This is a genomic window from Thermus kawarayensis JCM 12314 (assembly GCF_055393575.1).
Genome location: NZ_AP043756.1, coordinates 76083 through 99907, shown reverse-complemented (window position 1 = coordinate 99907; position 23825 = coordinate 76083). Strand labels below are relative to the sequence as shown.

Genomic DNA, 23825 nt, shown 5'->3' with positions numbered 1-23825 from the left:
GGGTGGCGTTAGTCTTCCCGGAGCACGTACCCCACGCCCCGCACGGTGTGGATGAGGCGGCGCTCCCCCCCGGCCTCCAGCTTCTTGCGCAGGTAGCCGATGTAGACGTCCACCACGTTGCTCCCGCCCTGGTAACCGGGCCAGACCTTTTCCTCTATCTCGTAGCGGCTAAAGACCTTGCCGGGGTTTTTGGCGAGGAGTTCCAGGAGCTCAAACTCCTTGTTGGAGAGCTCTATGCGCCGCCCGCCCCGGAAGACCTCCCGGCCCTCGAGGTTGATGATGAGGTCCGCCACCCGGATCTCCCCGGTGATGGCCGGGGTCACCCGGCGGAGGTGGGCCCTGACCCGGGCCAGGAGCTCCTCAATGGAGAAGGGCTTCACCAGGTAGTCGTCGGCCCCGGCGTCCAGGCCCGCCACCTTGTCCTCCACGCGGTCCTTGGCGGTGAGGATCAGGATGGGCACGTTGGAGGTCTTGCGGATGCGCTTGGCCACCTCAATCCCGTCCATGACGGGAAGCATGAGGTCCAGGATCACCAGGTTGGGGTTCACCTCCCGGAAGCGGGAAAGCCCGGTGATGCCGTCGTGGGCCACCTCGGTGCGGTAGCCCTCCGCCTGGAGCTCCAGCTCTATGAAGCGGGCGATGTCCTTTTCGTCCTCCACGATGAGGATCAGAGGGGGTTCCATGTCCCCATGGTACTTACTTTCTCATGAGAAAGCTAGGTGCCCGCGCCCCGGTTCTGCGGCATGTAAGCCTCTACCTAAAGGCCCAAGGAAGCCCTTTTGGGGCCCCCGCTCTGGCGAAAGCCAGAGCGGGGTACTTAGGCGTAGAGGCTCAGGACCGCCAGGTACATGAAGAGGCTTTCCAGGGGGACGAGGACGTGCCACACCCCGAAGCTACCCGATCCCGAGCCTCCTTTCCATCTCCGCCACCTCCCGCACCGTGCGCAGGAGGGCATCGGGGTTGAGGCTTAAGGAGTCAATCCCCCTTTCCACCAAAAAGGCGGCGAACTCGGGGTAGTCCGAGGGGGCCTGGCCGCAGATGCCCACCTTCTTCCCCTTGGCGTGGGCCTTCTCAATGAGCATGGCCGCAAGGCGCCTCACCGTCTCCCGCCTCTCGTCAAAGAGGTGGGCCACCCTCTCGGAGTCCCGGTCCAGGCCCAGGGCGAGCTGGGTGAGGTCGTTGGAGCCGATGGAGAACCCGTCAAAGAACTCGGCGAAGGCCTCGGCCTCGAGGACGTTGGAGGGGATCTCCGCCATCACGTAGACCTCGAGGCCCTCCTCCCCCCGCCTGAGCCCCCCCTCGGCCATGACCTCGAGCACCTTCTTCCCCTCCTCCGGGGTGCGGCAGAAGGGGACCATGACCATGAGGTTCTTTAGCCCCATCTCCTCCCGCACCCGCTTCACCGCCGCCACCTCCAGAAGGAACCCCTCCTTGTAGTCGGGGTGGTAGTAGCGGCTCGCCCCCCGCCACCCCAACATGGGGTTCTCCTCCTTGGGCTCAAAGAGGTGCCCCCCGAGGAGGCGGGCGTACTCGTTGGTCTTGAAGTCGGAAAAGCGGAGGATCACCGGCCTCGGGTAAAAGGCGGCGGCGATGAGGCCGATGCCCTCGCTTAGGCGCTCCACGAAGTAGGCCCGCTTGTCGGCGTAGGGCTCGGTGGCCTCCTCCACCTGGCGGCGGACCTCCTTGGGAAGGCTCTTAAAACGGGTCAGGGCCAGGGGGTGGACGCGGACGTGGCTGGCGAAGACGAACTCCATCCTGAGGAGGCCCACCCCGTCCGTGGGGAGGAGGCTCGCCTTGAGGGCTTCCTCCGGGGTGCCCACGTTGACCAGGATCTTGGTTTTGGTCCTGGGCAGGGCCTCGGGGCGGACCTCCTCCACCTCAAAGGGAAGCCTTCCCCGGTAGACCCGCCCCACCTCCCCCTCGGCGCAGGATACGGTGACCTCTTCCCCCTCGGGGAGGCTTTGGGTGGCCCCCACCGCCCCCACCACCGCCGGCACCCCCAGCTCCCGGGCCACGATGGCCGCGTGGGAGGTGCGCCCGCCCCTCTCGGTGACGATGGCCGCCGCCTTCTTCATGATGGGCTCCCAGTCGGGATTGGTGGTCTCGGTGACCAGAACCTCCCCCTCCTGGAAGCGGTCCATCTCCTTGGGGTCTTGGAGGATGCGGGCTTTCCCCGTGGCGATGGCCTCTCCCACGGCGAGGCCCTCGGCCAGCACCTCTCCCCTCTGGAGGAGGCGGAAGACGCGGAGGACCGGGGTCTTCTGGGAGTGCACGGTCTCGGGCCGGGCCTGGAGGACAAAAAGCTCCCCCGTGGGGCCGTCCTTGGCCCACTCAATGTCCATGGGGGTGGGGCTTCCCCGCTTTCGGGAGTAGTGCTCCTCTATGCGCAAGGACCAGTCGGCGAGAAGGAGGACCTCCTCGTTCCTCAGGGCGAACCGGTTCCGCAGGTAGGGGGGCGTGGGGCGGTTCTTGAGCCTTCCCTCCCTGGGGTCAAAGGCCAGGGTGAGCTCCTTGGCGCCCAGCTTTTTGTAGACCACGGCCCGGTAACCCTGCCGGAAGGTCTCCTTGTGCACGTAGTAGCCGTCGGGGACCACCCGGCCCTGGACGATGTTCTCCCCCAGGCCGTAGATGGCCGTGAGGTAGACGAAGCCCCGGTGGCCGGTGTCGGGGTCTAGGGTGAAGACGACCCCGCTTGCGGCCTCGTCCGCCCGCACCATGCGCTGGACCCCCACGGAGAGGGCCACCTTGAGGTGGTCAAAGCCCATGTGGGCCCGGTAGCTGATGGCCCGGGCGGTGAAGAGGCTCGCCATGGCCCGCTTCACGTGGAGGAGCAGGTCCTCCTCCCCCTGCACGTAGAGGTAGCTTTCCTGCTGGCCGGCGAAGCTCGCCGTGGGAAGGTCCTCGGCGGTGGCGCTACTCCGCACGGCCACGGGGATCTCCTCCTCCCCCGCTTCCTCGGAAAGCCTGCGGTAGGCCAGGAGGATCTCCTCCCTCAGGTCCGGCGGGTACTCCCCCTTGAGGATCAGGTTCCTAAGGCGGCGGCTCGCCCTTTGCAGGGCCTTGGGGTCGTCCGGACTGAGCCCCGTTAGCTCCCGGGCCATGGCCTCCGTGAGGCCGTTGTGCGCCAGGAAGTACCGGTAGGCCTCGCTGGTGGTGGCGAAGCCTTCCGGCACCCTGACCCCCAGGGGGCCAAGCTCCCGGATCATCTCCCCCAGGGAGGCGTTCTTGCCCCCCACCAGGGGCACGTCCTCCAGGCCCACCTCCTGGAAAAACCGCACCCACTTCATGGGATCCCTCCTTTTCTTAGGGCCTCCTTCAGCACCTTCTCGGCGCTTTCCCCTTCGTACAGGGCCTCTTCCGTGAGGAAAAGCCGGTGGGGCAGGGCGAGGAGGGCGGCGTCCTTGAGCTCCTTCCAGTCCACCAAGGGCTTCTCCCGCAGGTGGGCGAGGGCCTTGGCCAGGGCGAGCCAGGCCTTGGCCCCCCGGGGGGAGAGGCCCATGCGGAGGCGCCGGTCCTCGGCGGTGAGGAAGGCCACGTGGGTGATGGCCAAGAGGGCCTCCTTGGCCACCCGCACCCCCTTGGCCTCCTCCTGGGCCCCTAGGAGGTCCACCTCCACGGGGCCCGGGGGTTTTGGCTCCTCCGTGAGGATCCGGAGCCACACCTCCCGCCTCGGGGGGCGGAAGGGGATCTTGGCGGTGAAGCGGTCCAGCTGGGCCTCGGGCAGGGGGTAGGTGCCCTCCAGCTCCAAGGGGTTTTGCGTGGCGATGACGAAGAAGGGCCTGGGCAGGGGATAGCGCACCCCTCCTACGGTCACGGCCCTTTCCTGCATGGCCTCGAGGAGGGCCGACTGCACCTTGGGGGGCGCCCTGTTGATCTCGTCCGCCAGGACCACCTGGGCGAAGAGGGGGCCTTTTGTGAACTCAAAGCGGCCCTCCTTGAAGATCTCGCTTCCCGTGAGGTCCTGGGGGAGGAGGTCCGGGGTGAACTGGATGCGCTTGTAGGAGAGGCCGCTGGCCTTGGCGAAGCTTTCGGCGAGGAGGGTCTTGCCCAGGCCCGGCGTCCCCTCCAAGAGGGCGTGCCCCCCGGCGAGAAAGGTGGCCAGGAGGGCCTCTATGGCCTCCTCCTGCCCGAAGAGCGCCTCTTCCAGGGCTTCCCTCAACCCCGCCAGGCCCACCCTAGCCCTCCTGGGCCCTTTCCTGGACGATCTTCTGGGCCAGGTGCGGGGGGACCTCGGCGTAGTGGCTGAACTCCAGGGTGTAGGCCCCCGCCCCCCCGGTGAGGCTGGGGAGGGTCTTGTAGTACTCCAGGACCTCGGCCAGGGGCACCTCGGCCCGCACCGCGCTCAAGGCCCCCTCCTGCTCCATGCCCAGAATCCGCCCCCGCCGGGCCTGGAGGTCGGAGAGGATGTCCCCCACCCGCTCCTGGGGAACGAGGACCTTGATCTGGTAGATGGGCTCCAGAAGCACCGGGTTCGCCTCGGCCATCACCTTCTTGAAGGCAAGGCTTGCGGCGATCTGGAAGGCGAGGTCCGAGGAGTCCACCTCGTGGTAGGAGCCGTTGAAGACGATGGCCTTAAAGCCCATAACCGGAAATCCCGCCAGGACGCCCTTTTTGGCGGCTTCCAGGATGCCTTCCTCAATGGCCTCCTGGTACTTGCTGGGGATGACCCCGCCGGTGATGCGCCACTCAAAGCCGTACTCGGGGGCGGGTTCCAGCCTCAGCCAGACGTCCCCGTACTGGCCGTGGCCCCCGGTCTGCTTCTTGTACTTGCCCTGGCCCTCGGCCACCTTCTTGATGGTCTCCCGGTAGGGTACCTTGGGCACGGAAAACTCCACCTCCACCCCGTAGTCCCCTAGGCGCTCCTTGGCGGTGGTGAGGTGGAGCTCCCCGTGTCCCCAGAGGAGCATCTCCCCGGTCTCCTCCTGGCGCTCCACCCTGAGGCTCGGGTCCTCCTCCAGGAGCTTCCGCAAGGCCTCCCCCAGCTTGGCCTCGTCGGTGCGCCCCTTGGGGTGGAGGGCCACGGGCACGTTGGGCTCGGGCAGGCGGGCGAAGGGCACCTCCTCGCTTTCCGGCCTTTCCCCCTGCCAGAGGACCATGCCCCGGTGGAGGCTTTCCGCCTTGGGAAGGCCCAGGATGTAGCCCGCCTCCGCCTCCTCTACCTCCAGAAGGTCCTTGCCCATGGGCACGTAGAGGTGGGGGAGGCGCACCGGCCCCGCCTCGCTCTGGAGGCTGTCCCCGGGCCTGAGCCTCCCCCGGTAGAGGCGCACGTAGGCCACCTGGCCCATGAAGGGGTCCACCTGGACCTTGAAGACCTTGGCCAGGGGGGGGCCTTCCCCGAAGCGCTCCTCGGGGGAGGGGAGGGCCTCGAGGATGAGGTCCAGCAGGGGCGAGACCCCGATCCCCGTCTCCCCGGAGGCGATGGCCACCGGGTAGAGGAGGCCCTTCCGCACCGCCTCGTGGAAGGCCTTCTCCAGGGCTTCCCCCGTTACCTCCTCCCCCTCTAGGTACTTCTCTAGGAGGCCCTCGTCCGTCTCCACGATGGCCTCCAAGACCTCCTGGCGGAAGCGTTCTGCCTCCTTCCCGGCCTCGGGGACCTCCGCCTCCACCTCCTTGCCCTCCTGGTAGCGGTAGGCCTTCCCGTGGAAGACGTCTATGAGCCCCACCCACCTTCCCCCCTCGTAGAGGGGGAGGTCTATGGGGAGGATGGGGCCTAGGGTGTCCCGGAGGTCCTGGAGAAGGGCGTAGTAGTCCCCGCCCTTGTCCAGTTTGGTGACCACCACCATCCGGGGTAGGCCGAGCCTTTCCGCCACGGTCCAAGCCCTCTCCGTGCCCACCTGCACCCCGGCCTCCGCGGACACGGCTACCAAGGCGGCGTCCGCGGCCTCCAGGGCCCCCCGGATCTCCCCCACGAAGTCCCCGTAGCCCGGGGCGTCCAGGAGGAAGACCCGGTGGCCCCGGTGGCGGAGGGGGGCCACCCCGGTGCGCACCGTGGTGCGGTGGAGCCTGGCCTCGGGGGTGTAGTCGGTGGTGGTGGTGCCTTCCTCCACCCGGCCCATGCGCTCCTTGGCCCCCGTGTAGAAAAGAAGGGCTTCGGTGAGGGTGGTTTTGCCGCTGCCTGCGTGCCCTACCAGGGCGACGGTTCGGATCATGGTGCCTCCTTCTTGGTGCCCATAGTATAGGGCCAAGGAGGGGGCGATTGTCCCAGGTGCTTTACCTGCCGCGGAGGCTTCTTCAAGAAACGGAGGCCCACCTCCAGGGGGAGGCCCCCAGGGAGGGGGTGGGGCTCTGGGCGGGCAGGCGGGAGGTGGAGCGGGTCATCCCCCTGCCCAACGTCCACCCTAGCCCCCTCACCGCCTACCTGGCAGACCCCCTGGCCCTCCTAAAGGCTTTGAGGGAGCTTGAGCGGGAGGGGCTTTCCCTCCTCGCCATCTACCACTCCCACCCCCAGGGCCCCGCCCTCCCAAGCCCCACGGACATCCAGGAGGCCCGCTGGCGGGTGCCCTACGTGATCTTCGGCACCGACGGCTTCCGCGCCTTCCTCCTGCCCGAGGGGCGGGAGGTGGCGGTGGCGGTGCTTTAGCCCCCGTAGAACCAGCCCGTGTCCCACATGACGAGGGGCCTCGCCTCGTAGCGCACCCCGGCCTCCACCACCTCGGCCACCACCAGGCTGTGGTCCCCGCCCGGGTACAGGTGGCGTACCTCGGCCTCGAGCCAGTAGGGGAGCTCGGTGAGGAGGGGAAGGCCGAAGGTGGGGGAGGGGACGAAGGGGTGGCCGTTGAGCCGGTCTCCCTCCCGCACCGTGGGCTTGAAGAAGTCCTGGGCAATGGCCTTCTGGTCGTGGGCCAGGGTCATGAGGGCGAGCCTTCCCGTGCGCTCTATGAGGGCGTGGAGGCGGCTTTCCCGCTTTACCCCCAGGGCGAGGAGGGGCGGGGCGAAGGAGGCCTGGGTGACCCAGTTCACCGTGCCCGCGGCCGTTTCCTCCCCGTCCCCTGCCGTCAGGATGTAGAGCCCGTAGGTGAAGCTGCGTAGGGCCTTCTTCTTGGCCTCGAGGTCCATGCCCCTATTCTACCTCGGTGAGGAGGGCCTCTAGGAGCGCCTGGTGGATCAGGCCGTTGCTGGCCACGATGTAGCGGTTCCCAAGGGTGTAGGGCCTCCCCGCCAGGTCCGTGACCCTGCCCCCCGCCTCCTCCACCAACAGCCACCCTGCCGCCACGTCCCAGGGGTTCAGCTTCACCTCCCAGAAGCCTTCCAGGCGGCCTGCGGCCACGTAGGCCAGGTCCAGGGCGGCCGCCCCCGGGCGCCTCACCAAAAGCCCCCGCCGCAGGGCCCGGGCGAAGTAGGTGAGGTTTTCCGGGTCCTTGGCCACGTCGTAGGGAAAGCCCGTGGCGAGAAGGCTTCCCAGAAGTTCCTTTCTCTCCGTGACCCGGATGGGCCTCCCGTCCAGGTAGGCCCCCTCGCCCCTCAGGGCGTAGAAGGTCTCCCCCCGGGCGGTGTCCATGACCACCCCCGCCTGGATAACCCCCCCGGCCTCCAGGGCCAGGGAGACCCCGTAGAAGGGAAAGCCGTGGGCGTAGTTCACCGTGCCGTCCAGGGGGTCCACGATGAAGCGCAAGGCGGCGCTTCCCTCACCCCCCCCTTCCTCGCCCAGGAAGCCCGCCCCGGGGAAGCGCTCCAGAAGAAGGGCCTTGATGGCCTCCTCGGATTCCTGGTCCGCCTGGGTCACCAGGTCCGTGGGGCCGGACTTGGTCCCCTGGGTGAAGCCCTTTTCCAGGTAGTAGTGGTGGATGCCCCAGGCCAGCCGGGCCGCCTCCAGCATGGCCTCGAGGTGGGGAAAAAAGGGGTGAGCCTTGCCCATCACCCTTCCATCATAGGCCCCAGAGCCTCTGGAAGAGGGCCCTGAGCTTGGCCTCGCTCTTCACCCCCGGGGCCTCCTCCACGCCGCTGGCCAGGTCTATGGCGTAGGGCCTCAAGGCCAGGGCCTCCCCCACGTTTTCCGGGGTCAGGCCCCCGGCGAGGATGACCCGGAGGCCCCGGGCCAGGAGGGGTTCGGCCCAGGCCCTAGGGTAGGCCTGGCCGCTCCCCGGGGTGGGGCCGTCCAGGAGGAGGGCCGAGGCGGGGTAGTGGGCCCACTCGGGCCGGGCGGGGCCTTCCAGGGGAAAGGCCTTGATGACGGGGAAGAAACGCCCGATGGCCTCGGCCCACTCCGGGGGCTCCCTCCCGTGGAGCTGGGCCACCTGGAGGCGGGCTTCCTCCATCAGCCGGAGGACCTCCTCGGGCCCCTGGTCCCGGAAGACCCCCACCCGCACCGTGAAGGGCCCGAGGGCGGAGGCCACCTCCCGGGCGGCCTTGGGGTCCACCCGCCTCTTGGAGCCCGGGGCGAGGACAAAGCCCAGGGCATAGGCCCCGAGCTCCTCGGCCAAGAGGGCGTCCTGAAGGCGGGTGATGCCGCAGATCTTGACCCTTACCCTAACCCCCATGGACCCGGGCCTCTAAGTACCCCACCGCGGCGAAAGCCGCGGTGGGGGCCCCAAAAAAGTCTCCCCCAGCCCCGGCTTGGGCATCCCAAGTTGCGAAGCCAAAGTGCGGGCGTTTAGCCGCACTTGGAGTAGCCGCAGACCTGGCATTTCCAGCACCCCTCCTCCCGCACCAGGGCCTTTTCCCCACACACCGGGCAGGGGGAGGCCCCGGGAAGCGCCAGGCCCCCGCCGGAGAGGGCGGGAAGGTCTACCTCCTCCACCCCTGGGGCCCCCTTGAGGGCCTGGGGGATGGTTTCCAGGGCCACGGCGATGAGGTCCGCCTTGCTGGAGACGAGCCGCCCCTGGTAGGTGCCGTAGAGGCCCCCGTTGATGCCCCGGAGGGTCCGGATCAGGGCCTCGGGGGGAACCCCGTACTGCAGGGCGATGGACACCACCCGGCCCAGGGCCTCGGAGTCGGCGTTGGCCTCGTCCCCGGCCTTGCCGGAGGTGAGGATGACCTCTATGGGCTTTCCCTCCAAGACGTTCACCGTCACCAGGAAGCTCCGCTTCTGCCCCTCGGGGGTCATGAGCTTCACCATGTCCGTGAAGCCCAGGAGGCGGCCCGGGCGCTCGTGGACGGGCTTTCCGGGGAGGGGCTTAAGGGGCTCGGGGGCCTTGGGGGTTTCCGCAAGGTGTTCCCCTGACGGGGAAGCGGCCTTCGCCTGGGGTTTGGCCTCTCCCTTGGCCTCCGCCGGGGAGTCCTTCTTCACCGTGAGCACCTGGAACTCCCGGGAGCCGTCCCGGTAGACGGTGATCCCCTTGCACCCCGTGCGGTAGGCCTCGAGGTAGGCGGCCTCCACGTCCTCCACCGAGGCGTGGTTGGGGAGGTTGATGGTATTGTGGGAGATAAGGCCGTTGACCACGTAGCGGTGGACCTCCTCCACCTCGATGTCGTACATCTCCACCTCGCCCACTTCCTCCACCTCCACCACCCGGTGGGCCAGGATCTCCGTGGGCCAGCCTAGGCGCTCCGCGGTGGTGTTATAGACTGCCTGGGCCTTCCTTTGCCGCACGGACTTCAAGTTGGTGTATCCCGGGTGATGGGTTCCCACGCGGGTGGTGGCCAGGACCTCTTGGGGAACGAAGACCTTGTACCGGGCCTCCACCTTGGCCCGCTTGTGGGCTTCTAGGGGCTCGAGGAGTTCCTGGAGGGGTCCGGAAATCGCCACGGAGTGGACGTAGTAAGTTTCCTTGGGAGCAAGGACCTTCTTCCGCCCCTGGTAGACCTTGGGAAGACCGAAGCTGCGGGCGAGTTCCGCCGCCCCGTAGGCCAAGCGTTGGCTCCTGCCCTCGTAGACCACGAGGCCCACATTGGCGTGAACATAGCCATCCAGGGTGAGGCCCCGGAGGAAAGCCAGCTTCTCCCCAGGGCTTCCCTGGAGGATCTGGGGGGGCACCCGCTTTTGCGCCGCCCCTTTTCCGATCAGGGCCTCCACGAAACGCACCAGGCGGCGGGAGGTGAGGTAAAGGTTGCGCACCCCCGTGCGCTTGTCTACCGTGCACTTGGGTTCCACGCCGAACAGCCTGCCCGCCACCTCTTGGAAGACCCGTTCCACATCAGGGTCCTTGGTGGCGATGCCCACGAAGCCCGTGGCCTCCACCGTGGACCCGTCGGCGGCCAGCATCCCGAGGAAGAGGGCAAGGTCCTCGGACATCCTTTCGGGCAAGGGAAGGTTGCGGGCGTTGGTCCTTGAGGAGAGGCCCTTGGCCTCCGGGATGGGGAGCCCGCCTTCCCCGTGGGAAGGGACGAGTTTGCCTAGAACTACATCCCCCGGCTTCAGTTCCCGCATGAGCCGCCAGCCCTCCGGGGTGAGGAGGCGGTGGCTTTCCCAAGCGCCCACAAGCTCGGCCCCGTTGTCTAGCCGGACCCTGATTCCCCGCTTCTTTCCGGCGTAGTAGTGGGCGGTGATCCGGTACCCCTCGGCGGTGTAAAGGCCTTCCACCGGGACGAAGGTGTCCTCGGGATGGGGTGGGGCGATCTCTTCAATGGGGATGAGGCCCTTGGAGGTGGGGATTAAGGTGCCCTTGGCGATGCACTTGGACAAGGAGTTGGCGGCATACCCCTCGGCGTCAAAGGCCCGCTGCACCGCCCCTTGCATGCGCACGTGGTCCAGGGGGTGGATGTCGTGGGCGCAGAGGAAGACCTTGCGGATGGCCTCGGGGACGAAGGGGAGCCCCTGCACCGAGCCGTGCCCGTCCTTCTGGATCTCCTCCACGATCTTCTCCCAGTCCCACTTCCCGTCCTTCTCAAAACCGGGAGCGGGCGGGTAGGCCTCCATGAGCTCCACGAAGAGGGGGTGGAGGAGAGGCTTGTACTCCCCGCCGATCCTGCGCCAGACGAAGGGGCTGAAGACGGGCTCGATCCCCGAGGAGACCCCCATGAGCATGCTGGTGGTCCCCGTGGGGGCCACGGTGAGGACGGCCACGTTCCTCCGGGGGCGGACGCCCAGGGCCTTGAAGTAGCCCTCGTGCTCGGCGTAGAGGGGGAAGACGCCCCTCTCCTCGGCCAGGGCCTCGGAGGCCCGGATGGCCTCCTCCCGCATGGCCGAAATGATCTCGTGGACCTTCTCCCTGGCCTCCTCGGAGTCGTAGGGGAGGCCCATCTTAATGAGGGCGTCGGCGAGGCCCATGACCCCGAGGCCCAGGCGGCGGAGCTTCTTGGCCGCCATTTCGTTATCGGGGAGGGCGAACTGGTTCACCTCCAGGACGTTGTCCAGGAAGCGGATGGCGGTGTGGACGTCCTGGCGGAAGGCCTCCATCTGGAACTCCCCGCCCTTCACGTAGGCCGCCAGGTTCATGGCCCCCAGGTCGCAGGGTTCGCCCACGGTGAGCGGGATCTCACCACAGGGGTTAGTGGAACGAATCCAATAACGTTCCCCTAAACCCTTCAAGGCCGAGAGCGCGTTCACCCGGTCCACGAAGATGAGCCCGGGCTCCCCCGTGGCCCAGGCGTGCCAGGCGATCTCGTGCCAGAGCCAGCGGGCGGGGACCTTTCCCCCATAGAGAGGGATGGCCTTGGCCCCGTCCTCCCGTTCGGGGAGGGGAGGGAGCCTGCCCGTGTAGGGGCCCTCCACAGGGTAGGGATAGTACTTCCCGGGGACCTCCACGGGGGTCACGGGCCAGAGCTCGTCCTTCTCCACGGCCTCCAGGAAGCGGTCCGTGGCCAGGACGGAGATGTTGAAGGTGGAGATGTCCCCCTCCGCCTTCTCCCGGTCCAGGTCTTTGGCGGTGAGGAAGTCCAGGAGGTCCGGGTGCTCAATGGAGAGGGTGGCCATCCCGGCGCCCCGCCTCGTCCCCCCCTGCCGCACCACCCGGAGGACCGGGGCGTACACGTAGCGCAAGGTGGCCACGGGGCCCGCCTCCTCGGCTCCCCAGGCCACCCACTCCAGGAAGTGGTCAAAGATCTCAAAGAGGAAGCTCACCGGTCCCGAGCTCGTTCCCCCGCTACCCCGGATGGGGGCGCCCTCGGGGCGGAGGAGGGAGAAGTCCACGTGGGGGGTGAGGCCCCGCCGGGCCAGGTCCGCCGCCTCCCTGGCCGCCTCCACGATCCCCCCCATGTCGTCGGGGACCAGGATGCGCCCCTCGGGGGGGTCCTCCACCACCCGCACCCCCCGCTCTTCCGCCAGGGCCTTTAGCTCTGGGGGGAGTTCCCCGTAGACCACGCGGGTGAAGTTCTTGAGCCGGATCTCCTCCTTGGGCCCGTCGGGGTTGATGGGCGGGCGCATGAGGCCCCGGAGGAAGTCCTCGAGGTCGGGGTGTTCCGCGGAGAGGTAGGCCACGCCCCGGACCTCCCGGCGCTTTCCGGCTCCCTTGGAGCGGTAGGGGTCCAGGTTCACCCCGTTCCCCCCGCCCACCTTGGTGACCAGGGCGAGCTTCTTGGCCACCTCCATGATGCCCTCAAAGCTCTCCGGGGGGTTCCCCGTGGCCCCCTGCACGAAGCAGTTGAGGAGGTTGCCGTGGGGGGTGCCCGCCCCGGCGAGGATGCGGCCCCCCGGGGAGAAGCGCTTGCTGGCCATGAGCTCGTAGAACTTCTCCTCCCAGTGGGCCCTTTCCTCGGGGTGCTCGGGGCGGGCGATCTCCCGGGCCACCCGGCGGAACATGCCCAGGATGTCCCCGTCACCGGGTTGGAGGTACTGGCGCTTGGCAATGGCTTGGGCGTGCTCGTCAAAGAAGGCTGGCTCCATAAATCCTCCCTATACCCCCAGATCTTGGGGCTAGATGGCAAGAGGCTACAACTCCTTGGGTTTTCATGGCAAGTGGGGGGGGCCACACTCTGGCCTGAACGGTTGACGGGGCCTCTCAAGCTTACCAGAATGGGAAGGATGCGCGCGGCCTTCCGCACCCTGGGGTGCAAGGTGAACCAGGTGGAGACCGAGGCCCTTTTGGGCTTCCTAAAGGCCCTCGAGCCCGAGGTGGTGCCCGTGGAGGCCGGGGGGGCGGACCTGGTGGTCATCAACTCCTGCGCCGTCACCACCACCGCCGAGGCGGACACCCGCAAGGAGGTGCGCCGGGCCAGGCGGTATAACCCCCACGCCTTCATCGTGGTCACGGGGTGCTACGCCGAGCTCGCCCCGGAGGCCCTTAAGGAGCTTGGGGCGGACGCCGTGGTGCCCAACGCCCGCAAGGCTGAGCTTCCCAAGGTGATCCTGGAGCGCTTCGGCCTGCCTTCCGACCCCATCACCACCCCCCCCAACGAGTTCTGGGGAGCGGGGGAAAGGGGGCTTTTGAATAGCCGGGTGCGGGCCTTTCTGAAGGTGCAAGACGGTTGCCAGGCGGGGTGCGCCTACTGCATCATCCCCAGGCTAAGGGGCAAGGAGCGCCACCGGGACCACCGGGAGGCCCTGGCGGAGGCCGAGGCTCTCCTCCGCATGGGAATCCAGGAGATCGTCCTCACCGGGGTGCGCCTGGGAAGCTACCAGGGCCACCCCAAGGGCCTTGCGGGGCTCGTGGAGGACCTCTACCACCTGGGGGCCAAGGTGCGGCTTTCCTCCATAGAGCCCGAGGACACCGGGGAGGACCTCCTTAAGGTGATGGCCCGCTACGCTCCCGGGGTCCGGCCCCACCTGCACCTCTCCCTGCAGACGGGCTCGGACCGGCTTCTTAGGCTCATGGGCCGCCGCTACGACAAGGCCTATTACCGGGGCCTGGTGCAGAGGGCCTACGAGCTCATCCCCGGCTTCGCCCTCACCACGGACGTCATCGCCGGCCTCCCCACGGAGACCGAGGAGGAGCACCAGGAGACCTTGGCCTTCCTGGAGGAGCTCAGGCCCACCCGGGTCCACGCCTTCACCTACACCCCGAGGCCCAAGACCCGGGCGGCCTCCCTGCCCCAGGTGCCCCCGGAGGTGAGGAAGCGCCGCACCAAGGAGCTCATCGCCCTGGCCCAGCGGCTGGCGGAGGAGCGTCTTAAGCCCAAGCTGGGAAGCCGGGCGGAGGTCCTGGTGGAGCGGGTGCAGGGGGGCGAGGCCCTGGGCCACACCCCGGACTACTACGAGGCCCGGCTTTCCGGGGAGGCCCGCCCCGGGGAGACGGTCTGGGCCCGGGTTTTGGGGGTGGATGGGTACGTCCTTCTGGGCCGGGTGGAAGGGGTGAAGGAGGAGGTAAAGGGGCCCCTGGAGCTTCCCGTGCGGTAGGATGCCTTCCATGGGGTGCGTGTTCTGCCGCATCATCGCCGGGGAGCTTCCCGCCAGGAAGGTCTACGAGGACGAGGGCTTCGTGGCCTTCCACGACATAAGGCCCAAGGCCCCCGTGCACGTCCTGGTGGTGCCCAAGGAGCACGTGGAGAGGCTTTCCGACTACCCCGACAGCGAAGAGGGGGAGCGGAAACTGGGGGCCCTCTTCCGCACCGCCAACCGGGTGGCGCGGGGGCTGGGCCTCGAGGGCTACCGGGTGCAGGTGAACGTGGGGGCGAAGGGGGGCCAGGAGGTCTTCCACGTGCACGTGCACGTCATGGGGGGCTGGGCCTGAGGAAGCGGTCCAGAGCCCTCCCCTCGGGGTCCAGGGCGTAGCCCAGAAGGCCTTCCGGGCGGACTTCCAGGAAGAGGGCGTGGTGGGCCACGGCCAGAGTCCGGCTCCAGGGGAGGGGGGGCCGGGTGGGGTAGAGCCCCGCTCCCCCTCCCCCCACCACCAGGTGGGTGGTGGAGCCCACCTCCAGGCGCTCGTAGTGGTGGTCGTGCCCCGCCAGGACCAGGGCCACCCCGTGCTGGCGGAGGAGGGGCTTAAGGAGGCTCCTTAGGGCCGGGCTTCCCCCGTGGAGCCCCGAGGAGTAAAGGGGGCGGTGGAGCACCAGGACCTTCCAGGGGGCGGTGGAGGCCTGGAGCGCCTGGGCCAGCCAGGCCCTCTGAGCGAGAAGGCCCTCCTCGGTGTAGAGGAAGAAGGCCTCGAGGTTCCCAAGGCGCAGGCGGTAGTAGGGCTTTTCCAGGCGGAAGCGGCGAAGCTGTTCCGCCAGGTGGGGAGCGTCATGGTTGCCGAAGGCGGGGTAGAGGGGCACGGGGGGTAGCTCCCTCAGGAAGGCCTCCACCACGGCGCCCTTGGGGTAGAAGTTGTCCCCCACCGTGAGGAGGGCGGCGAGGGGCTCCCTGGCATGCTCCCTTTGGAGGAGGGCCGCCACCCGGGCCCGCCCCGCCGTGTCCGCTCCCCAGTCCCCCAGGACCGCCAGGCGCTGGGCCTGGGCCAGGGAGAGGAGAAGGAGGAGGGCGAGAAGGCGCAAGGCCTAAGCTTCCGCGGCCCCGTGGGGCTTGAGGCTCGCTTCCTCCACCCCGGCTTTTTCCACCACCTCCTCCGCCACCAGAATGGGCGCTCCGGCCCTGAGGGCCAGGGCCATGGCGTCGGAGGGGCGGGCGTCCACCTCCAGCTCAATCCCCCGGTGCTCCAGGAGGAGACGGGCGTAGAAGGTGCCGTCTCTTAGGTCTATGATCTCCACCCGCTTCAGCTTGGCCTGGAGCATCTCCATGACCGAGAGAAGGAGGTCGGGGGTGAGGGGGCGGGGAGGCTTCTCCCCCTGCAGGGCCACCACGATGTGGTGGGCCTCGAGGGGGCCGATGACGATGGGCAAAAGCTTGTCGTTCTCCGTCCTGAGCAGGACCACCACGCTCCCGTTCTGGGGGTCCACGCCCAGGGTTTCAATCTTGGCGCTCAGCATGCCTTCAGTATAGACTGGGCCCGTGAGGACCTACCCTGTGGAGATCGCCGGGGTCAAGCGGGACCTTCCCATCGTCCAGGTGGGGCCGGATGTGGCCGTGGCCCTTTTGAACCTCTTGGGCGACACCGAGCTCACCGAGGCGGCGGCGGAGGAGCTGGCCAAACGCTTACCCCCGGAAGTGGAAACCCTGGTCACCCCGGAGGTCAAGGCCGTTCCCCTGGCCCACGCCCTCTCCCGCATCACGGGCAAGCCCTACGTGGTGGCCCGCAAAACGGAGAAGCCCTACATGATCAACCCCATAAGCCGCCAGGTGCTCTCCATCACCACGGGGAAGCCCCAGCTTTTGGTGCTGGACGGGGCGGATGTTCCCCTCATCCGGGGCAAGAAGGTGGCCATCGTGGACGACGTGGTCTCCACGGGCTCCACCCTGGCGGGCCTCAGGGAGCTCATTGAGAGCGTGGGAGGAGAGGTGGTGGCGGTGCTCGCCGTCTTCACCGAGGGTACCCCTCGCCGGGACGTGGTGGCCTTGGGCCACCTGCCCCTTTTCAAGCCGGAATAGGAGGAGGCTATGGAAACCTACCCCATCGCCATCGGCGGCATCACCCGGCACGTGCCCTTGATCGAGCCCCTGCCGGGAAGGCGCATTCCCTTGGTGGAGTTTCTGGGGGACCCTGAGCTGGTCCGGGCCGCCGCCTTGGCCTTGAGGCCCCTGGTCCCTTCGGATACCGAGATCCTTTTCACCACCGAGACGAGCCCTATCCCCCTCACCCACGTGCTGGCGGAGACCCTGGGCCTCTCCTACGTGGTGGCCCGCAGGCGCCGCCGTCCCTACATGGAAGACCCCATCATCCAGGAGGTCCAGACCCTGACCCTGGGGGTGGGGGAGGTGCTCTGGCTGGACCGCCGCTTCGCCGAGAAGCTTCTCAACCAGAAGGTGACCCTGGTTTCCGATGTGGTTTCCAGCGGGGAGACCATGAGGGCCATGGAGAAGGTGGTGGTCCGGGCAGGGGGGCACGTGGTGGGACGGATCGCCGCCTTTAGGCAGGGAAACCCCTCCCTGGAGGTGGCTACCGTGGCCGAGCTTCCCGTGCTGTAGCCCGGTAAACCTCCGCCCGGAGGCCCAGCCTCCGGGCGGCGTCCACGTTCTCGGGGTCATCGTCTAGGTAAAGGGTTTCCTGGGGCGAAAGCCCCAGGCCTTCCAGGGCCATGAGGAAGGCCCGGGGGTCGGGCTTGGCCACCCCCAGGGCGCAGGAGGCGAAGAACCCGTCCACGTAGGAGGCCAGTCCGTGGTAGGCCAGGCTTGCCTCCAGGCTCGGCAGGGTGTTGGAGAGCACCCCTATCCGAAGCCCCTGGGCCTTGAGCCCCTGGAGGAGGGCCTCCCCTTGGGGGGTCTTTTTCATGAAGCGGTAGTAGCGCCAAGGCAGAAGGTGTGCCTCGGGCACCCGCAGCTCCCGGGACGCTTCCCGGACCAGGTCCTGCCAGAGATCCTCCTCTTCCTCCAGGGTGCGCACCTCCAGGTGGCGCACCGCCCGCAAGAGCCTGCCCATCACCCTGCTCAGGACGGCCAGGCTCTTCTCCAGCCCGGCCCCGTGGGCGGAAAGCTCCAAGGCCTTCTTGTAAAGGGCCTCCTCGTCTAAAAGGAGCAGAACCCCATCCCGGTCCAGGAGGGCACCCCGCATGGGGTGAGTTTAGCACCCCGGGGCTCCCGGGCGCCGTACCCCCTCTTCCGTGGCCAGGAAGGCCACGGGGATATCCCAGGGGTCCCGGGGAAGGCAGGGCAGGAGAAGGGCCTTGGGCACCACCCCCAGGGAGGGGACCCGCACCCCGGCCAGAAACCGGTCGTAGTACCCCTTGCCGTGGCCCAGGCGGAAGCCCTCCCGGTCAAAGGCCAGGCCCGGCACCACCACCAGCTCCAAGACCCCGGGGTCCACGGCCTCGGTGGTGGGCTCCTCGAGGCCGAAGGGTCCCGGCGCCAAGGGACCCCAGGGGTGGACGCTCAGGCCTTCCCCGGCCACTTTGGGGAGGTAGTAGCGGGCGGGGTAGGCCTCCACCAGGGGGGTGAGGTCCAGCTCGTGGGGCAGGGGGTGGTAAAGGAGGATGTCCCGGAAGCCCTCCCTGGCCAGCCAGGGGAGGAGGGCCTCCAGGACCTGGCGGGAGAGGGCTTCCCGGTCCAGGGTACGCCAGACCTTCAGGGCGAGGCGGCGCAAGGCGGGCTTGTCCACGGAGGGAGGGTACTACGCCCCTTCCTTGACACTCAAGGGAAGGGAGTGTCAAAATGGGGCCCAGGAGGGTAGCCTATGCCGGTCTACGTCTACAAGGGCTTGGAGACGGGCAACTACTACGAGTTTGAGCAGGGATTCCACGACGAACCCTTGAAGGCGCACCCGGAGACCGGGGAGCCTTTGAAGCGGGTCATCACCCCGCCCGCCATCGTCTTCAAGGGGTCAGGCTGGCACGTGAAGGACTACGCCAAGAAGGGTTCCGAGGACGGGGGCAAGTCCGAGGGGTCGGAGGCCAAGGAGTAGGCCCCGCTGCCGAGCGGCGGCACGGAGGCAGGAGGCCGCCGTTTTGCGGTCGGGGGCTCAGGGGCCTCTCCCAGGAGGGGCCAGCCCCTTGGGGGTTACCCGGTCCCCGGGGCGCAGGGAGAGGAGCCCTTCCCGCACCTCCAGCACTCCCCGGTAGGCGGTGCCGGGGGTGTACGTTTCCCCCGGCCTCAGGTGGACCACCTGCAACACCCGGCCTTCCCCGTCCAGAAAGGCCACCACCACCCCGAAGCGGTACCCCTGGGTGTTGAAGGGGGCGTCGGTGGCTTCCGGGAAAAGGTAGAGGAGGGCGCCCACGGGTTCCTGCCGTAGGCCAAGCCCCCGGGCCCAGGCCTCGGGGGTGCGGGCCAGGCGGCCCTCCAGGGTCTTGGTGCCCTCCCGGGTCTCCACCCGGATGGGGGTGGTGGGGGGGATGGGTGGGAGCCTGCGGAAGGCCAGGAGGTAGCCCAGAAGGGAAAAGACGGAGAGAAGAACGAGGAGGAGGAAGGCGGCCAGGGGAAAGAGGGGGTTCCGCTCCACTATTTGGGCCAAAGCCTCAAGGCCTCCCCGCCTACCCGGGCGCCCTCGCCGAGGCCCCGCCTCCGGAACCAGCCCTGGTTCACCTCCAGGGCCCCCTGGTAGACCACCCCCGGGTAGTAGACGGGGCAGGGGTCGGCCTTGCAGGGGGCCATGTCCAGGATCCGCAGGACCATCCCTTCCCGGTTGAAGAAGGCGATGGAGAGGGGGATGAGGGTGTTTTTCATCCAGAACCCGGAGGCGGTGGGGCTGGGAAAGAGGAAGACCATGCCCTCGTCCTCGGCCAGGCTCTGGCGGAACATGAGGCCCTGGGCCTGGCGCTCGGGGGTGTCGGCCACCTCCACCTTGAGGAGGTGGCGCTTGCCACTTTGCTCCACGTAAAGGGTGCTCTTGGGAAAGGTAAGCCCCTGGGCCAGGGCGAGAAGGCCCAGAAGGGCAAGGAGGGCCAGGAGGCGCATAGGCCCATTATGGCAGGAGGGGCTTCAGGCGGGCCCGGATTTCCCCCTGCACCTCCTCCACGCTCCGCGTGGCGTCCAGCACCGCGAAGCGATGGGGCTCCAGCTGGGCCAGGTACAGGTACCCTTCCCGCACCCGCCGGAAGAAGGCCAGCCCCTCCTCTTCAAAGCGGTCCTTCGCCTTTCCCCTTATGCGCTTAAGGGCCTCCTCCGGGGGGAGGTCCAGGAGGAAGGTGAGGTGGGGCCTGAGGCCCAGGGTGGCCCTCTCGGCCACCTCCATGAGCCAGGGGAGGGGAAGCCCCCGGCCAAAGCCCTGGTAGGCCAGGCTGGAGTCCAGGTAGCGGTCCGAAACCACGAAGGCCCCCTCCTCCAGGGCGGGGAGGAGGACCTTGCGCACGTGCTCCGCCCGGTCGGCGCTGAAGAGGAGGTACTCGGCCTCGGGGGAAAGGTCCCCTCGCAGGAGGAGACGCACCCCCTCTATCCCGCCTCCCGGCTCCCGGGTGAGGCGCACCTTGAGACCCCTCTCCTCCAGGAAGCGGGCGAGGAGCTTTCCTTGCGTGGACTTGCCGCTTCCGTCTAGGCCCTCGAGGGTAAGGAAGACCCCTTTCATCAAAGCCCCGTGGGGTGGTCCAGGAAGACCCAGGGGAGGCCGAACCTGGCCTCCAGGTGGGCGGCGAGGGCCTTGACCCCGAAGGTCTCCGTATCGTAATGCCCGGCGTAGATCACGTTGAGCCCCCGCTCAAAGGTCTCGTGGAAGACGGCGTGCTTGGGCTCCCCGGTGATGAAGAGGTCGGCGTCCACTCTGGGGAGGAGGCCCGCCCCCGAGCCCGAGACCAGGATCGCCGTCTCCACCCGGTCGGCCCCCCCCTGGTGCACCAGGGGCTGCATCCCCGTGAGCTGCCCCAGGCGGTCCGCCACCTGGAGGAGGGGGGTGGGGATGGGGAAGCGCCCCCGCACCCCCACGTCCCAGGGCTCGAGGTCCACCAGCCCCAGGTCCCGGGCCAGGACGAAGTTGTTGCCCACCTCCTCGTGGGCGTCCAGGGGCAGGTGGGCGGCGTAGAGGCTGATCCCCCCCTGAAGCAGGAGCTCCAGGCGGCGCTTGTGGTGCCCCACGATGGGAAAGGGCTTGCCCCAGAAGAGGCCGTGGTGCACCAGGAGGAAGTCCACCCCCTCCTCCAGGGCCTTTTGGAAGATGGCCTCCCCGGCGTCCACCGCCGCCCCCACCTTGCGCACCGTCTTTTTCCCCTCCACCTGGAGGCCGTTCTGGGCGGGGTCTTGGGGGAAGGCCTGGATCCTCAGGTAGGCGTCCAGGTACCGCACCAGCTCGTCCCGGTCCATAGGGAAAGCTTACCGGATGCCCCCCCGGAGGCCCCGAGGGGCGAATGACCGGTCAGTATTATGGGGGCATGGAACCCGAGGTCTTGTGGAAGCTCCGCTTCCTGTCCGATCTGGTGCCCGGCCCCGAGGGCTTGCCCCTTTTCCTCCTCACCGACGTTCTAGAGGGGGACCCGCCCCGCTACCGCTCCCGCCTGGCCCTCTTTGACGGGAACTTGCGCCTCCTCACCCAGGAGGAGGCCAAAAGGCCCCGCTACGCCCACCCTTACGTCTACTTCCTGCGCAAGGTGGGGGAAGGGGAAGAGCTCTTCCGCCTGGACCTCCGGGGGGGAGAGGCGGAGCGGCTCACCGAGACCCCAGGGGTTCTGGACTACGTCCTGGGGCCGGGAGGCGAGGTGGCCTTTCTGGCCCTGAAGGAGGCCCCCAGGCCCGGGGTTCCCCGCCTTTTTGAAGGCTGGCCCTTCAAGTTTGACGGGAGGGGCCTTCTGCCCGAGGGGAAGGTGGCCCTGTACCTCCTGAAGGAGGGGGAAAGGCGCCTCCTCCTGGACCGCTACCCCGCCCCCAAGGAGATGGTCTACGCCCCCGAAGGCCTTTACCTGGTCATGCCCGAGGACCTCGAGGCCCAGATGGAGGGGCGGGATGCCCTCTACCTCCTCCGGGAGGGGCGCCTGGAGAAGGTCTACGGCGGCGTGGGGCCCATTTACGCCCTGGAGTGGAGCCCCGAGGGCCTCTTCTTCCTGGGGCACGCCTTTGAGCGGGGCGGGGGGACGGAGGCCAGGCTTTACCACCTTAAGGAGGGAAAGGCCCGGGTGCTTCTGGAGGGAAGCCTGCAGAACTCCATCAACGCCGACCTGCGCTACGGTGCCCACACCCAAGGGCCCAGGTGGGGCGGGGATGGCGTCTACCTCCTCCGCACCGAGGCCGGGGTGGCCCGGCTCTACCGGGTGGGCCTGGACGGGGAAAGGGAGGCCTTGACAGCTTCGGGAAGCGTCCTCTCCTTCGCCCTCACCGGGAAGGGGGTCTTCCTCCTCACCGAGAGCTTTACCCATGCGGCCCGCCTCGAGGGGCCCCTGGGCCCCTACGACCCCAACGAGGGCCTCCTCGCCCTGGCCGAACCCACCCCCACCGTCTGGAAAAGCCCCGAGGGGCACGAGGTGCCGGGCTGGGTCCTCCTCCCGGAGGGGGAGGGCCCCCACCCGGTGATCCTCTACATCCACGGAGGGCCCCACACCGCCTTCGGGGCCGCGCCCATGCTGGAACTCCAGCTCTTCCGCCAGGCGGGCTACGCCGTGGCCTTCTGCAACCCCCGGGGCTCCACGGGCTACGGCCAGGACTTCGCCCTCCTGGAAGGGGAGTGGGGGGAGCGGGACGAGCGGGACCTCCTGGGCTTCCTGGACCACGTGCTGGCCCACTTCCCCCTGGACCCCGGCCGGGTGGGGGTGGCGGGGGGGAGCTACGGGGGGTACATGGTGAACTGGCTCACCGCCCGCCACCCCGGGCGCTTCCGGGCGGCGGTCACCGACCGGAGCATCTGCAACTGGTTCAGCTTCTTCGGGGCCAGCGACATCGGCCCCCGGTTCACCTACCTGGAGCTTGGGGCCAAGCCCTGGGAGAGGCCCGAGGTCCTCTGGGAGAAGAGCCCCTTGCGCCTTGTCCACCAGGTGCGGACGCCCACCCTCGTGGTCCACTCGGAGGCCGACCACCGCTGCCCCATAGACCAGGGGGAGACCTGGTACACGGCCCTGCGCCACCTGGGGGTGAAGGCCCGCTTCCTGCGGGTTCCCGAGGAAGGGCACGAGCTTTCCCGCTCGGGCCGCCCTGACCGCCGCCTGGCCCGGCTTAGGGCCTATCTGGACTGGTGGAGGGAGAACCTCTAGGGGGTACTTAGGCCTGGTTCTCCGCCACGGGCTCGGGGATGGGGCCGAAGGTCTCCTCGTAGCGGGCCACGTTCTCGGCCAGGCTGCGGAGAAGGGCCTTGGCGTGCTGGGGGCTGGTGATGACGCGGCTCACCACCATGGCCCCGCCTTGGGGCTGGAGCAGGGCGAAGTCCAGGATGAACTCGTTCTTGGTGTGGGCGATGAGGGCCAGGTTGGTGTAACGGCCTAGGGCGGTGTCCTTGTCTATCTGGATGTCTAGTTTGATCTCGTTCATCTAAGGGCCTCCTCTAGCCTGGGCAGCACCCTTTTTAGGGTGAGCCGCGCCCGGCCTAGGCTTTTCACCCCGTCCAGGAAAAGGAGAAGGTGGTGCCCAGGGAGGGGCGCCAAAAGAAGCGCCCCTTCCGGGTACTCTACCATGACCTCTTCAAGATACGGGCCAGGCCCGTGACCAAGATACGGGCCAGGCCCGTGACCCGGGCCTTCCTGGCCCAGGGTCTGGGCCAGGGCCTGGGCCGCGCCCAAGACGGTGGCGGCCCGGGCGGAGAGGAGGCCGGGATCGGGGGCCCCCTCCTCGCGAACCTCCTCCACCACGAAGCCGTCCTCGCTGAGCAGGGCCGCCACCCGCACTCCCCGGGTGGCCTTGAGTTCCTTGAGGGCTTCCTCCACCATCTTTCCTCCTAGAGGCCTTGCACCTTAAGGGCGATGCGGGAAAGCTCCTGGCCGATGGCCTTGCGGTCCATGCCCCGCTCAATCACCGCTCCCAGGATGTACTCCCCCACCTTCAGGGCCAGAATTTCCTGCTGGTCCGTGGCCAGGGTGAACCGCCGCACCTCCCCGGAGAGGGCCTCGGCCAGGGGGGCCATGTGGCGCGCCAGGGAGGCGAGCTCCGCCGCCAGGACCTCGGCGGGGGGCGATCCCCGGCCCAAGGCCTCGATCACCAGGCCGTCCAGCCCCGTGAGGACCGCCCGCCGCACCCCCAGGGGCGCCAGGCTTTCTAGGTAAGCCATCCCGCCACCTCCGCCAGCTTGTCCGCGGCCTTGGCCGCCTGGAAGCGCGCCTGGCCGAGGTTGCCCTCGGCGCTTAGAAGGAGGAGAAGGAAGAGGTCCGTGGGGCCCCGCGGGGAGGAAACCGTCCGGGAGGGGGAGCCTGAAGGGCGCACCATTCGGGCATAGCCTACCACGGGATGCCCCCCCACCAGAAGCTCCTCCACCCTGGGGGTGCCCAGGCTTCCCGCGTAGGCGGCCCGGGCCTGGCGCAGGAGGGCGGCGTGCTCCGCCACGGCCGCCTCCAGGTCCACCCGCTTCCGCCCCACCCCTTCTACCAAGAGGCCCTCCAGGGTGCCCAAGGCGGCGGCGAAGGCCCCGTCCACCCGGTCCAGGAGTTCATGGAGGAGGGCTTCGGTAAGGGTTTCGGGGTGCTTCATCTTCGCAAAAGGCGCTCTC

The 23825-nt window shown here is 68.5% G+C and carries 27 protein-coding genes; 7 read left to right on the top strand and 20 right to left on the bottom strand.

All coding sequences use genetic code 11. From position 1 onward, the window contains the following. Nucleotides 1–8: 8 nt before the first annotated feature. From ACZ5RK_RS00775 to fusA, 4 genes are all read right to left on the bottom strand, one after another. On the bottom strand, nt 9–683 hold the full coding sequence (locus ACZ5RK_RS00775) for a response regulator transcription factor (RefSeq protein ID WP_054647584.1): 675 nt from the start codon (nt 681–683) through the stop codon (nt 9–11). A 210-nt stretch (nt 684–893) separates the two neighbouring features. Next, nucleotides 894–3287 (bottom strand): phosphoenolpyruvate synthase, encoded by a 2394-nt coding sequence (ppsA, locus tag ACZ5RK_RS00770; RefSeq protein WP_464909315.1) that lies wholly within the window; start codon nt 3285–3287, stop codon nt 894–896. Then, nucleotides 3284–4174, bottom strand: a complete 891-nt coding sequence (locus ACZ5RK_RS00765; RefSeq protein WP_054647536.1) for an AAA family ATPase — start codon at nt 4172–4174, stop codon at nt 3284–3286. Before ACZ5RK_RS00765 ends, ppsA begins: the two co-directional genes overlap by 4 nt. Nucleotide 4175: 1 nt before the next feature. Continuing rightward, on the bottom strand, nt 4176–6149 hold the full coding sequence (gene fusA, locus ACZ5RK_RS00760) for an elongation factor G (RefSeq protein WP_464909314.1): 1974 nt from the start codon (nt 6147–6149) through the stop codon (nt 4176–4178). 56 nt (nt 6150–6205) lie between these two features. On the opposite strand from fusA, the gene ACZ5RK_RS00755 reads away from it, so the two are divergent. Then, the gene (locus ACZ5RK_RS00755; RefSeq protein WP_464909313.1) at nt 6206–6580 is read left to right on the top strand and encodes a M67 family metallopeptidase; all 375 of its coding nucleotides are present in this window, start codon (nt 6206–6208) and stop codon (nt 6578–6580) included. Here ACZ5RK_RS00755 and ACZ5RK_RS00750 read toward each other — a convergent pair. The 4 genes from ACZ5RK_RS00750 to ACZ5RK_RS00735 all read right to left on the bottom strand — a co-directional run bounded on the left by ACZ5RK_RS00750 (nt 6577) and on the right by ACZ5RK_RS00735 (nt 12700). Beyond that, on the bottom strand, nt 6577–7056 hold the full coding sequence (locus ACZ5RK_RS00750; RefSeq protein WP_464909312.1) for a flavin reductase family protein: 480 nt from the start codon (nt 7054–7056) through the stop codon (nt 6577–6579). The genes ACZ5RK_RS00755 and ACZ5RK_RS00750 overlap by 4 nt on opposite strands. 4 nt (nt 7057–7060) lie before the next feature. Next, the gene (locus ACZ5RK_RS00745; RefSeq protein ID WP_464909311.1) at nt 7061–7858 is read right to left on the bottom strand and encodes an inositol monophosphatase family protein; all 798 of its coding nucleotides are present in this window, start codon (nt 7856–7858) and stop codon (nt 7061–7063) included. A 7-nt stretch (nt 7859–7865) separates the two neighbouring features. Continuing rightward, the gene (locus ACZ5RK_RS00740) at nt 7866–8477 is read right to left on the bottom strand and encodes a phosphoribosylanthranilate isomerase (protein ID WP_464909310.1); all 612 of its coding nucleotides are present in this window, start codon (nt 8475–8477) and stop codon (nt 7866–7868) included. Nucleotides 8478–8590: 113 nt separating this feature from the next. Next, a complete protein-coding gene (locus ACZ5RK_RS00735; protein WP_464909309.1) occupies nt 8591–12700 on the bottom strand; it encodes an adenosylcobalamin-dependent ribonucleoside-diphosphate reductase in 4110 nt (1369 codons plus the stop codon). Nucleotides 12701–12838: 138 nt separating this feature from the next. Between ACZ5RK_RS00735 and ACZ5RK_RS00730 the strand changes: the two genes are divergently transcribed. Next, nucleotides 12839–14149, top strand: a complete 1311-nt coding sequence (locus ACZ5RK_RS00730) for a MiaB/RimO family radical SAM methylthiotransferase (RefSeq protein ID WP_464909308.1) — start codon at nt 12839–12841, stop codon at nt 14147–14149. Between the two features lie 10 nt (nt 14150–14159). Then, nucleotides 14160–14483: a histidine triad nucleotide-binding protein gene (locus tag ACZ5RK_RS00725; protein ID WP_054647339.1), complete on the top strand. Its 324-nt coding sequence runs from the start codon at nt 14160–14162 to the stop codon at nt 14481–14483. On the opposite strand, the gene ACZ5RK_RS00720 is transcribed toward ACZ5RK_RS00725, so the two are convergent. Continuing rightward, the gene (locus ACZ5RK_RS00720) at nt 14464–15225 is read right to left on the bottom strand and encodes a metallophosphoesterase (RefSeq protein WP_464909307.1); all 762 of its coding nucleotides are present in this window, start codon (nt 15223–15225) and stop codon (nt 14464–14466) included. The two genes, ACZ5RK_RS00725 and ACZ5RK_RS00720, sit on opposite strands and share 20 nt — an antisense overlap. A gap of 3 nt (nt 15226–15228) precedes the next feature. After that, on the bottom strand, nt 15229–15657 hold the full coding sequence (locus ACZ5RK_RS00715) for a bifunctional nuclease family protein (protein ID WP_054647564.1): 429 nt from the start codon (nt 15655–15657) through the stop codon (nt 15229–15231). Between the two features lie 22 nt (nt 15658–15679). On the opposite strand from ACZ5RK_RS00715, the gene ACZ5RK_RS00710 reads away from it, so the two are divergent. Then, a complete protein-coding gene (locus tag ACZ5RK_RS00710; RefSeq protein WP_464909306.1) occupies nt 15680–16216 on the top strand; it encodes a phosphoribosyltransferase family protein in 537 nt (178 codons plus the stop codon). A 9-nt stretch (nt 16217–16225) separates the two neighbouring features. Next, entirely contained in the window at nt 16226–16753 is a 528-nt protein-coding gene (locus tag ACZ5RK_RS00705; RefSeq protein WP_464909305.1) for an adenine phosphoribosyltransferase, read from the top strand. Here the strand turns inward: ACZ5RK_RS00705 and ACZ5RK_RS00700 are convergent. Both ACZ5RK_RS00700 and ACZ5RK_RS00695 read right to left on the bottom strand, forming a co-directional pair. Then, on the bottom strand, nt 16725–17336 hold the full coding sequence (locus tag ACZ5RK_RS00700) for an HAD family hydrolase (protein WP_054647562.1): 612 nt from the start codon (nt 17334–17336) through the stop codon (nt 16725–16727). The two genes, ACZ5RK_RS00705 and ACZ5RK_RS00700, sit on opposite strands and share 29 nt — an antisense overlap. Before the next feature lie 9 nt (nt 17337–17345). Next, nucleotides 17346–17879, bottom strand: coding sequence for a 5-formyltetrahydrofolate cyclo-ligase (locus tag ACZ5RK_RS00695; protein ID WP_464909304.1), 534 nt, complete (start codon nt 17877–17879; stop codon nt 17346–17348). A gap of 75 nt (nt 17880–17954) precedes the next feature. On the opposite strand from ACZ5RK_RS00695, the gene ACZ5RK_RS00690 reads away from it, so the two are divergent. Then, nucleotides 17955–18182 carry an FmdB family zinc ribbon protein gene (locus tag ACZ5RK_RS00690; RefSeq protein ID WP_054647561.1) on the top strand — a complete coding sequence of 76 codons (228 nt, stop codon included), beginning with the start codon at nt 17955–17957 and terminating at the stop codon, nt 18180–18182. A 57-nt stretch (nt 18183–18239) separates the two neighbouring features. On the opposite strand, the gene ACZ5RK_RS00685 is transcribed toward ACZ5RK_RS00690, so the two are convergent. The 4 genes from ACZ5RK_RS00685 to ACZ5RK_RS00670 are packed head-to-tail and all read right to left on the bottom strand — an operon-like array spanning nt 18240 to nt 20509. Continuing rightward, nucleotides 18240–18719 carry a DUF192 domain-containing protein gene (locus ACZ5RK_RS00685; RefSeq protein ID WP_464909303.1) on the bottom strand — a complete coding sequence of 160 codons (480 nt, stop codon included), beginning with the start codon at nt 18717–18719 and terminating at the stop codon, nt 18240–18242. Further along, entirely contained in the window at nt 18719–19174 is a 456-nt protein-coding gene (locus tag ACZ5RK_RS00680; protein WP_464909302.1) for a DUF192 domain-containing protein, read from the bottom strand. Before ACZ5RK_RS00680 ends, ACZ5RK_RS00685 begins: the two co-directional genes overlap by 1 nt. A 7-nt stretch (nt 19175–19181) precedes the next feature. Beyond that, entirely contained in the window at nt 19182–19781 is a 600-nt protein-coding gene (gene tmk, locus ACZ5RK_RS00675; protein ID WP_054647642.1) for a dTMP kinase, read from the bottom strand. Beyond that, a complete protein-coding gene (locus ACZ5RK_RS00670; RefSeq protein ID WP_054647643.1) occupies nt 19781–20509 on the bottom strand; it encodes a Nif3-like dinuclear metal center hexameric protein in 729 nt (242 codons plus the stop codon). Before ACZ5RK_RS00670 ends, tmk begins: the two co-directional genes overlap by 1 nt. Before the next feature lie 68 nt (nt 20510–20577). Between ACZ5RK_RS00670 and ACZ5RK_RS00665 the strand changes: the two genes are divergently transcribed. Beyond that, entirely contained in the window at nt 20578–22383 is a 1806-nt protein-coding gene (locus tag ACZ5RK_RS00665; RefSeq protein ID WP_464909301.1) for a S9 family peptidase, read from the top strand. A gap of 7 nt (nt 22384–22390) precedes the next feature. On the opposite strand, the gene ACZ5RK_RS00660 is transcribed toward ACZ5RK_RS00665, so the two are convergent. From ACZ5RK_RS00660 to ACZ5RK_RS00645, 4 genes are read right to left on the bottom strand one after another with little or no spacing between them, the layout of a single operon-like run. Then, on the bottom strand, nt 22391–22657 hold the full coding sequence (locus tag ACZ5RK_RS00660; RefSeq protein WP_464909300.1) for a DUF3467 domain-containing protein: 267 nt from the start codon (nt 22655–22657) through the stop codon (nt 22391–22393). Then, complete coding sequence (locus ACZ5RK_RS00655; RefSeq protein WP_464910093.1) at nt 22654–23049, bottom strand: roadblock/LC7 domain-containing protein; 396 nt, start codon at nt 23047–23049, stop codon at nt 22654–22656. Before ACZ5RK_RS00655 ends, ACZ5RK_RS00660 begins: the two co-directional genes overlap by 4 nt. An 11-nt stretch (nt 23050–23060) precedes the next feature. After that, a complete protein-coding gene (locus ACZ5RK_RS00650; RefSeq protein WP_464909299.1) occupies nt 23061–23390 on the bottom strand; it encodes a roadblock/LC7 domain-containing protein in 330 nt (109 codons plus the stop codon). Beyond that, on the bottom strand, nt 23378–23806 hold the full coding sequence (locus tag ACZ5RK_RS00645; RefSeq protein ID WP_464909298.1) for a hypothetical protein: 429 nt from the start codon (nt 23804–23806) through the stop codon (nt 23378–23380). The genes ACZ5RK_RS00650 and ACZ5RK_RS00645 overlap by 13 nt, the downstream gene beginning before the upstream one ends. Nucleotides 23807–23825 lie beyond the last annotated feature (19 nt).

Bases quoted from the DNA above. Each gene is read 5' to 3' on its own strand.
- ACZ5RK_RS00670 (WP_054647643.1), bottom strand. From the start codon at position 20,509: ATGGACCGGGACGAGCTGGTGCGGTACCTGGACGCCTACCTGAGGATC.
- ACZ5RK_RS00715 (WP_054647564.1), bottom strand. From the start codon at position 15,657: ATGCTGAGCGCCAAGATTGAAACCCTGGGCGTGGACCCCCAGAACGGG.
- fusA (WP_464909314.1), bottom strand. From the start codon at position 6,149: ATGATCCGAACCGTCGCCCTGGTAGGGCACGCAGGCAGCGGCAAAACC.
- ACZ5RK_RS00700 (WP_054647562.1), bottom strand. From the start codon at position 17,336: ATGCGGGGTGCCCTCCTGGACCGGGATGGGGTTCTGCTCCTTTTAGAC.
- ACZ5RK_RS00680 (WP_464909302.1), bottom strand. From the start codon at position 19,174: ATGCGCCTCCTGGCCCTCCTTGCCCTTCTGGGCCTTCTCGCCCTGGCC.
- ACZ5RK_RS00690 (WP_054647561.1), top strand. From the start codon at position 17,955: ATGCCGGTCTACGTCTACAAGGGCTTGGAGACGGGCAACTACTACGAG.
- ACZ5RK_RS00750 (WP_464909312.1), bottom strand. From the start codon at position 7,056: ATGGACCTCGAGGCCAAGAAGAAGGCCCTACGCAGCTTCACCTACGGG.
- ACZ5RK_RS00660 (WP_464909300.1), bottom strand. From the start codon at position 22,657: ATGAACGAGATCAAACTAGACATCCAGATAGACAAGGACACCGCCCTA.
- ACZ5RK_RS00740 (WP_464909310.1), bottom strand. From the start codon at position 8,477: ATGGGGGTTAGGGTAAGGGTCAAGATCTGCGGCATCACCCGCCTTCAG.
- ACZ5RK_RS00665 (WP_464909301.1), top strand. From the start codon at position 20,578: ATGGAACCCGAGGTCTTGTGGAAGCTCCGCTTCCTGTCCGATCTGGTG.
- ACZ5RK_RS00650 (WP_464909299.1), bottom strand. From the start codon at position 23,390: ATGGCTTACCTAGAAAGCCTGGCGCCCCTGGGGGTGCGGCGGGCGGTC.
- ACZ5RK_RS00735 (WP_464909309.1), bottom strand. From the start codon at position 12,700: ATGGAGCCAGCCTTCTTTGACGAGCACGCCCAAGCCATTGCCAAGCGC.
- ppsA (WP_464909315.1), bottom strand. From the start codon at position 3,287: ATGAAGTGGGTGCGGTTTTTCCAGGAGGTGGGCCTGGAGGACGTGCCC.
- ACZ5RK_RS00725 (WP_054647339.1), top strand. From the start codon at position 14,160: ATGGGGTGCGTGTTCTGCCGCATCATCGCCGGGGAGCTTCCCGCCAGG.
- ACZ5RK_RS00645 (WP_464909298.1), bottom strand. From the start codon at position 23,806: ATGAAGCACCCCGAAACCCTTACCGAAGCCCTCCTCCATGAACTCCTG.
- ACZ5RK_RS00775 (WP_054647584.1), bottom strand. From the start codon at position 683: ATGGAACCCCCTCTGATCCTCATCGTGGAGGACGAAAAGGACATCGCC.
- ACZ5RK_RS00705 (WP_464909305.1), top strand. From the start codon at position 16,226: ATGGAAACCTACCCCATCGCCATCGGCGGCATCACCCGGCACGTGCCC.
- ACZ5RK_RS00730 (WP_464909308.1), top strand. From the start codon at position 12,839: ATGCGCGCGGCCTTCCGCACCCTGGGGTGCAAGGTGAACCAGGTGGAG.
- tmk (WP_054647642.1), bottom strand. From the start codon at position 19,781: ATGAAAGGGGTCTTCCTTACCCTCGAGGGCCTAGACGGAAGCGGCAAG.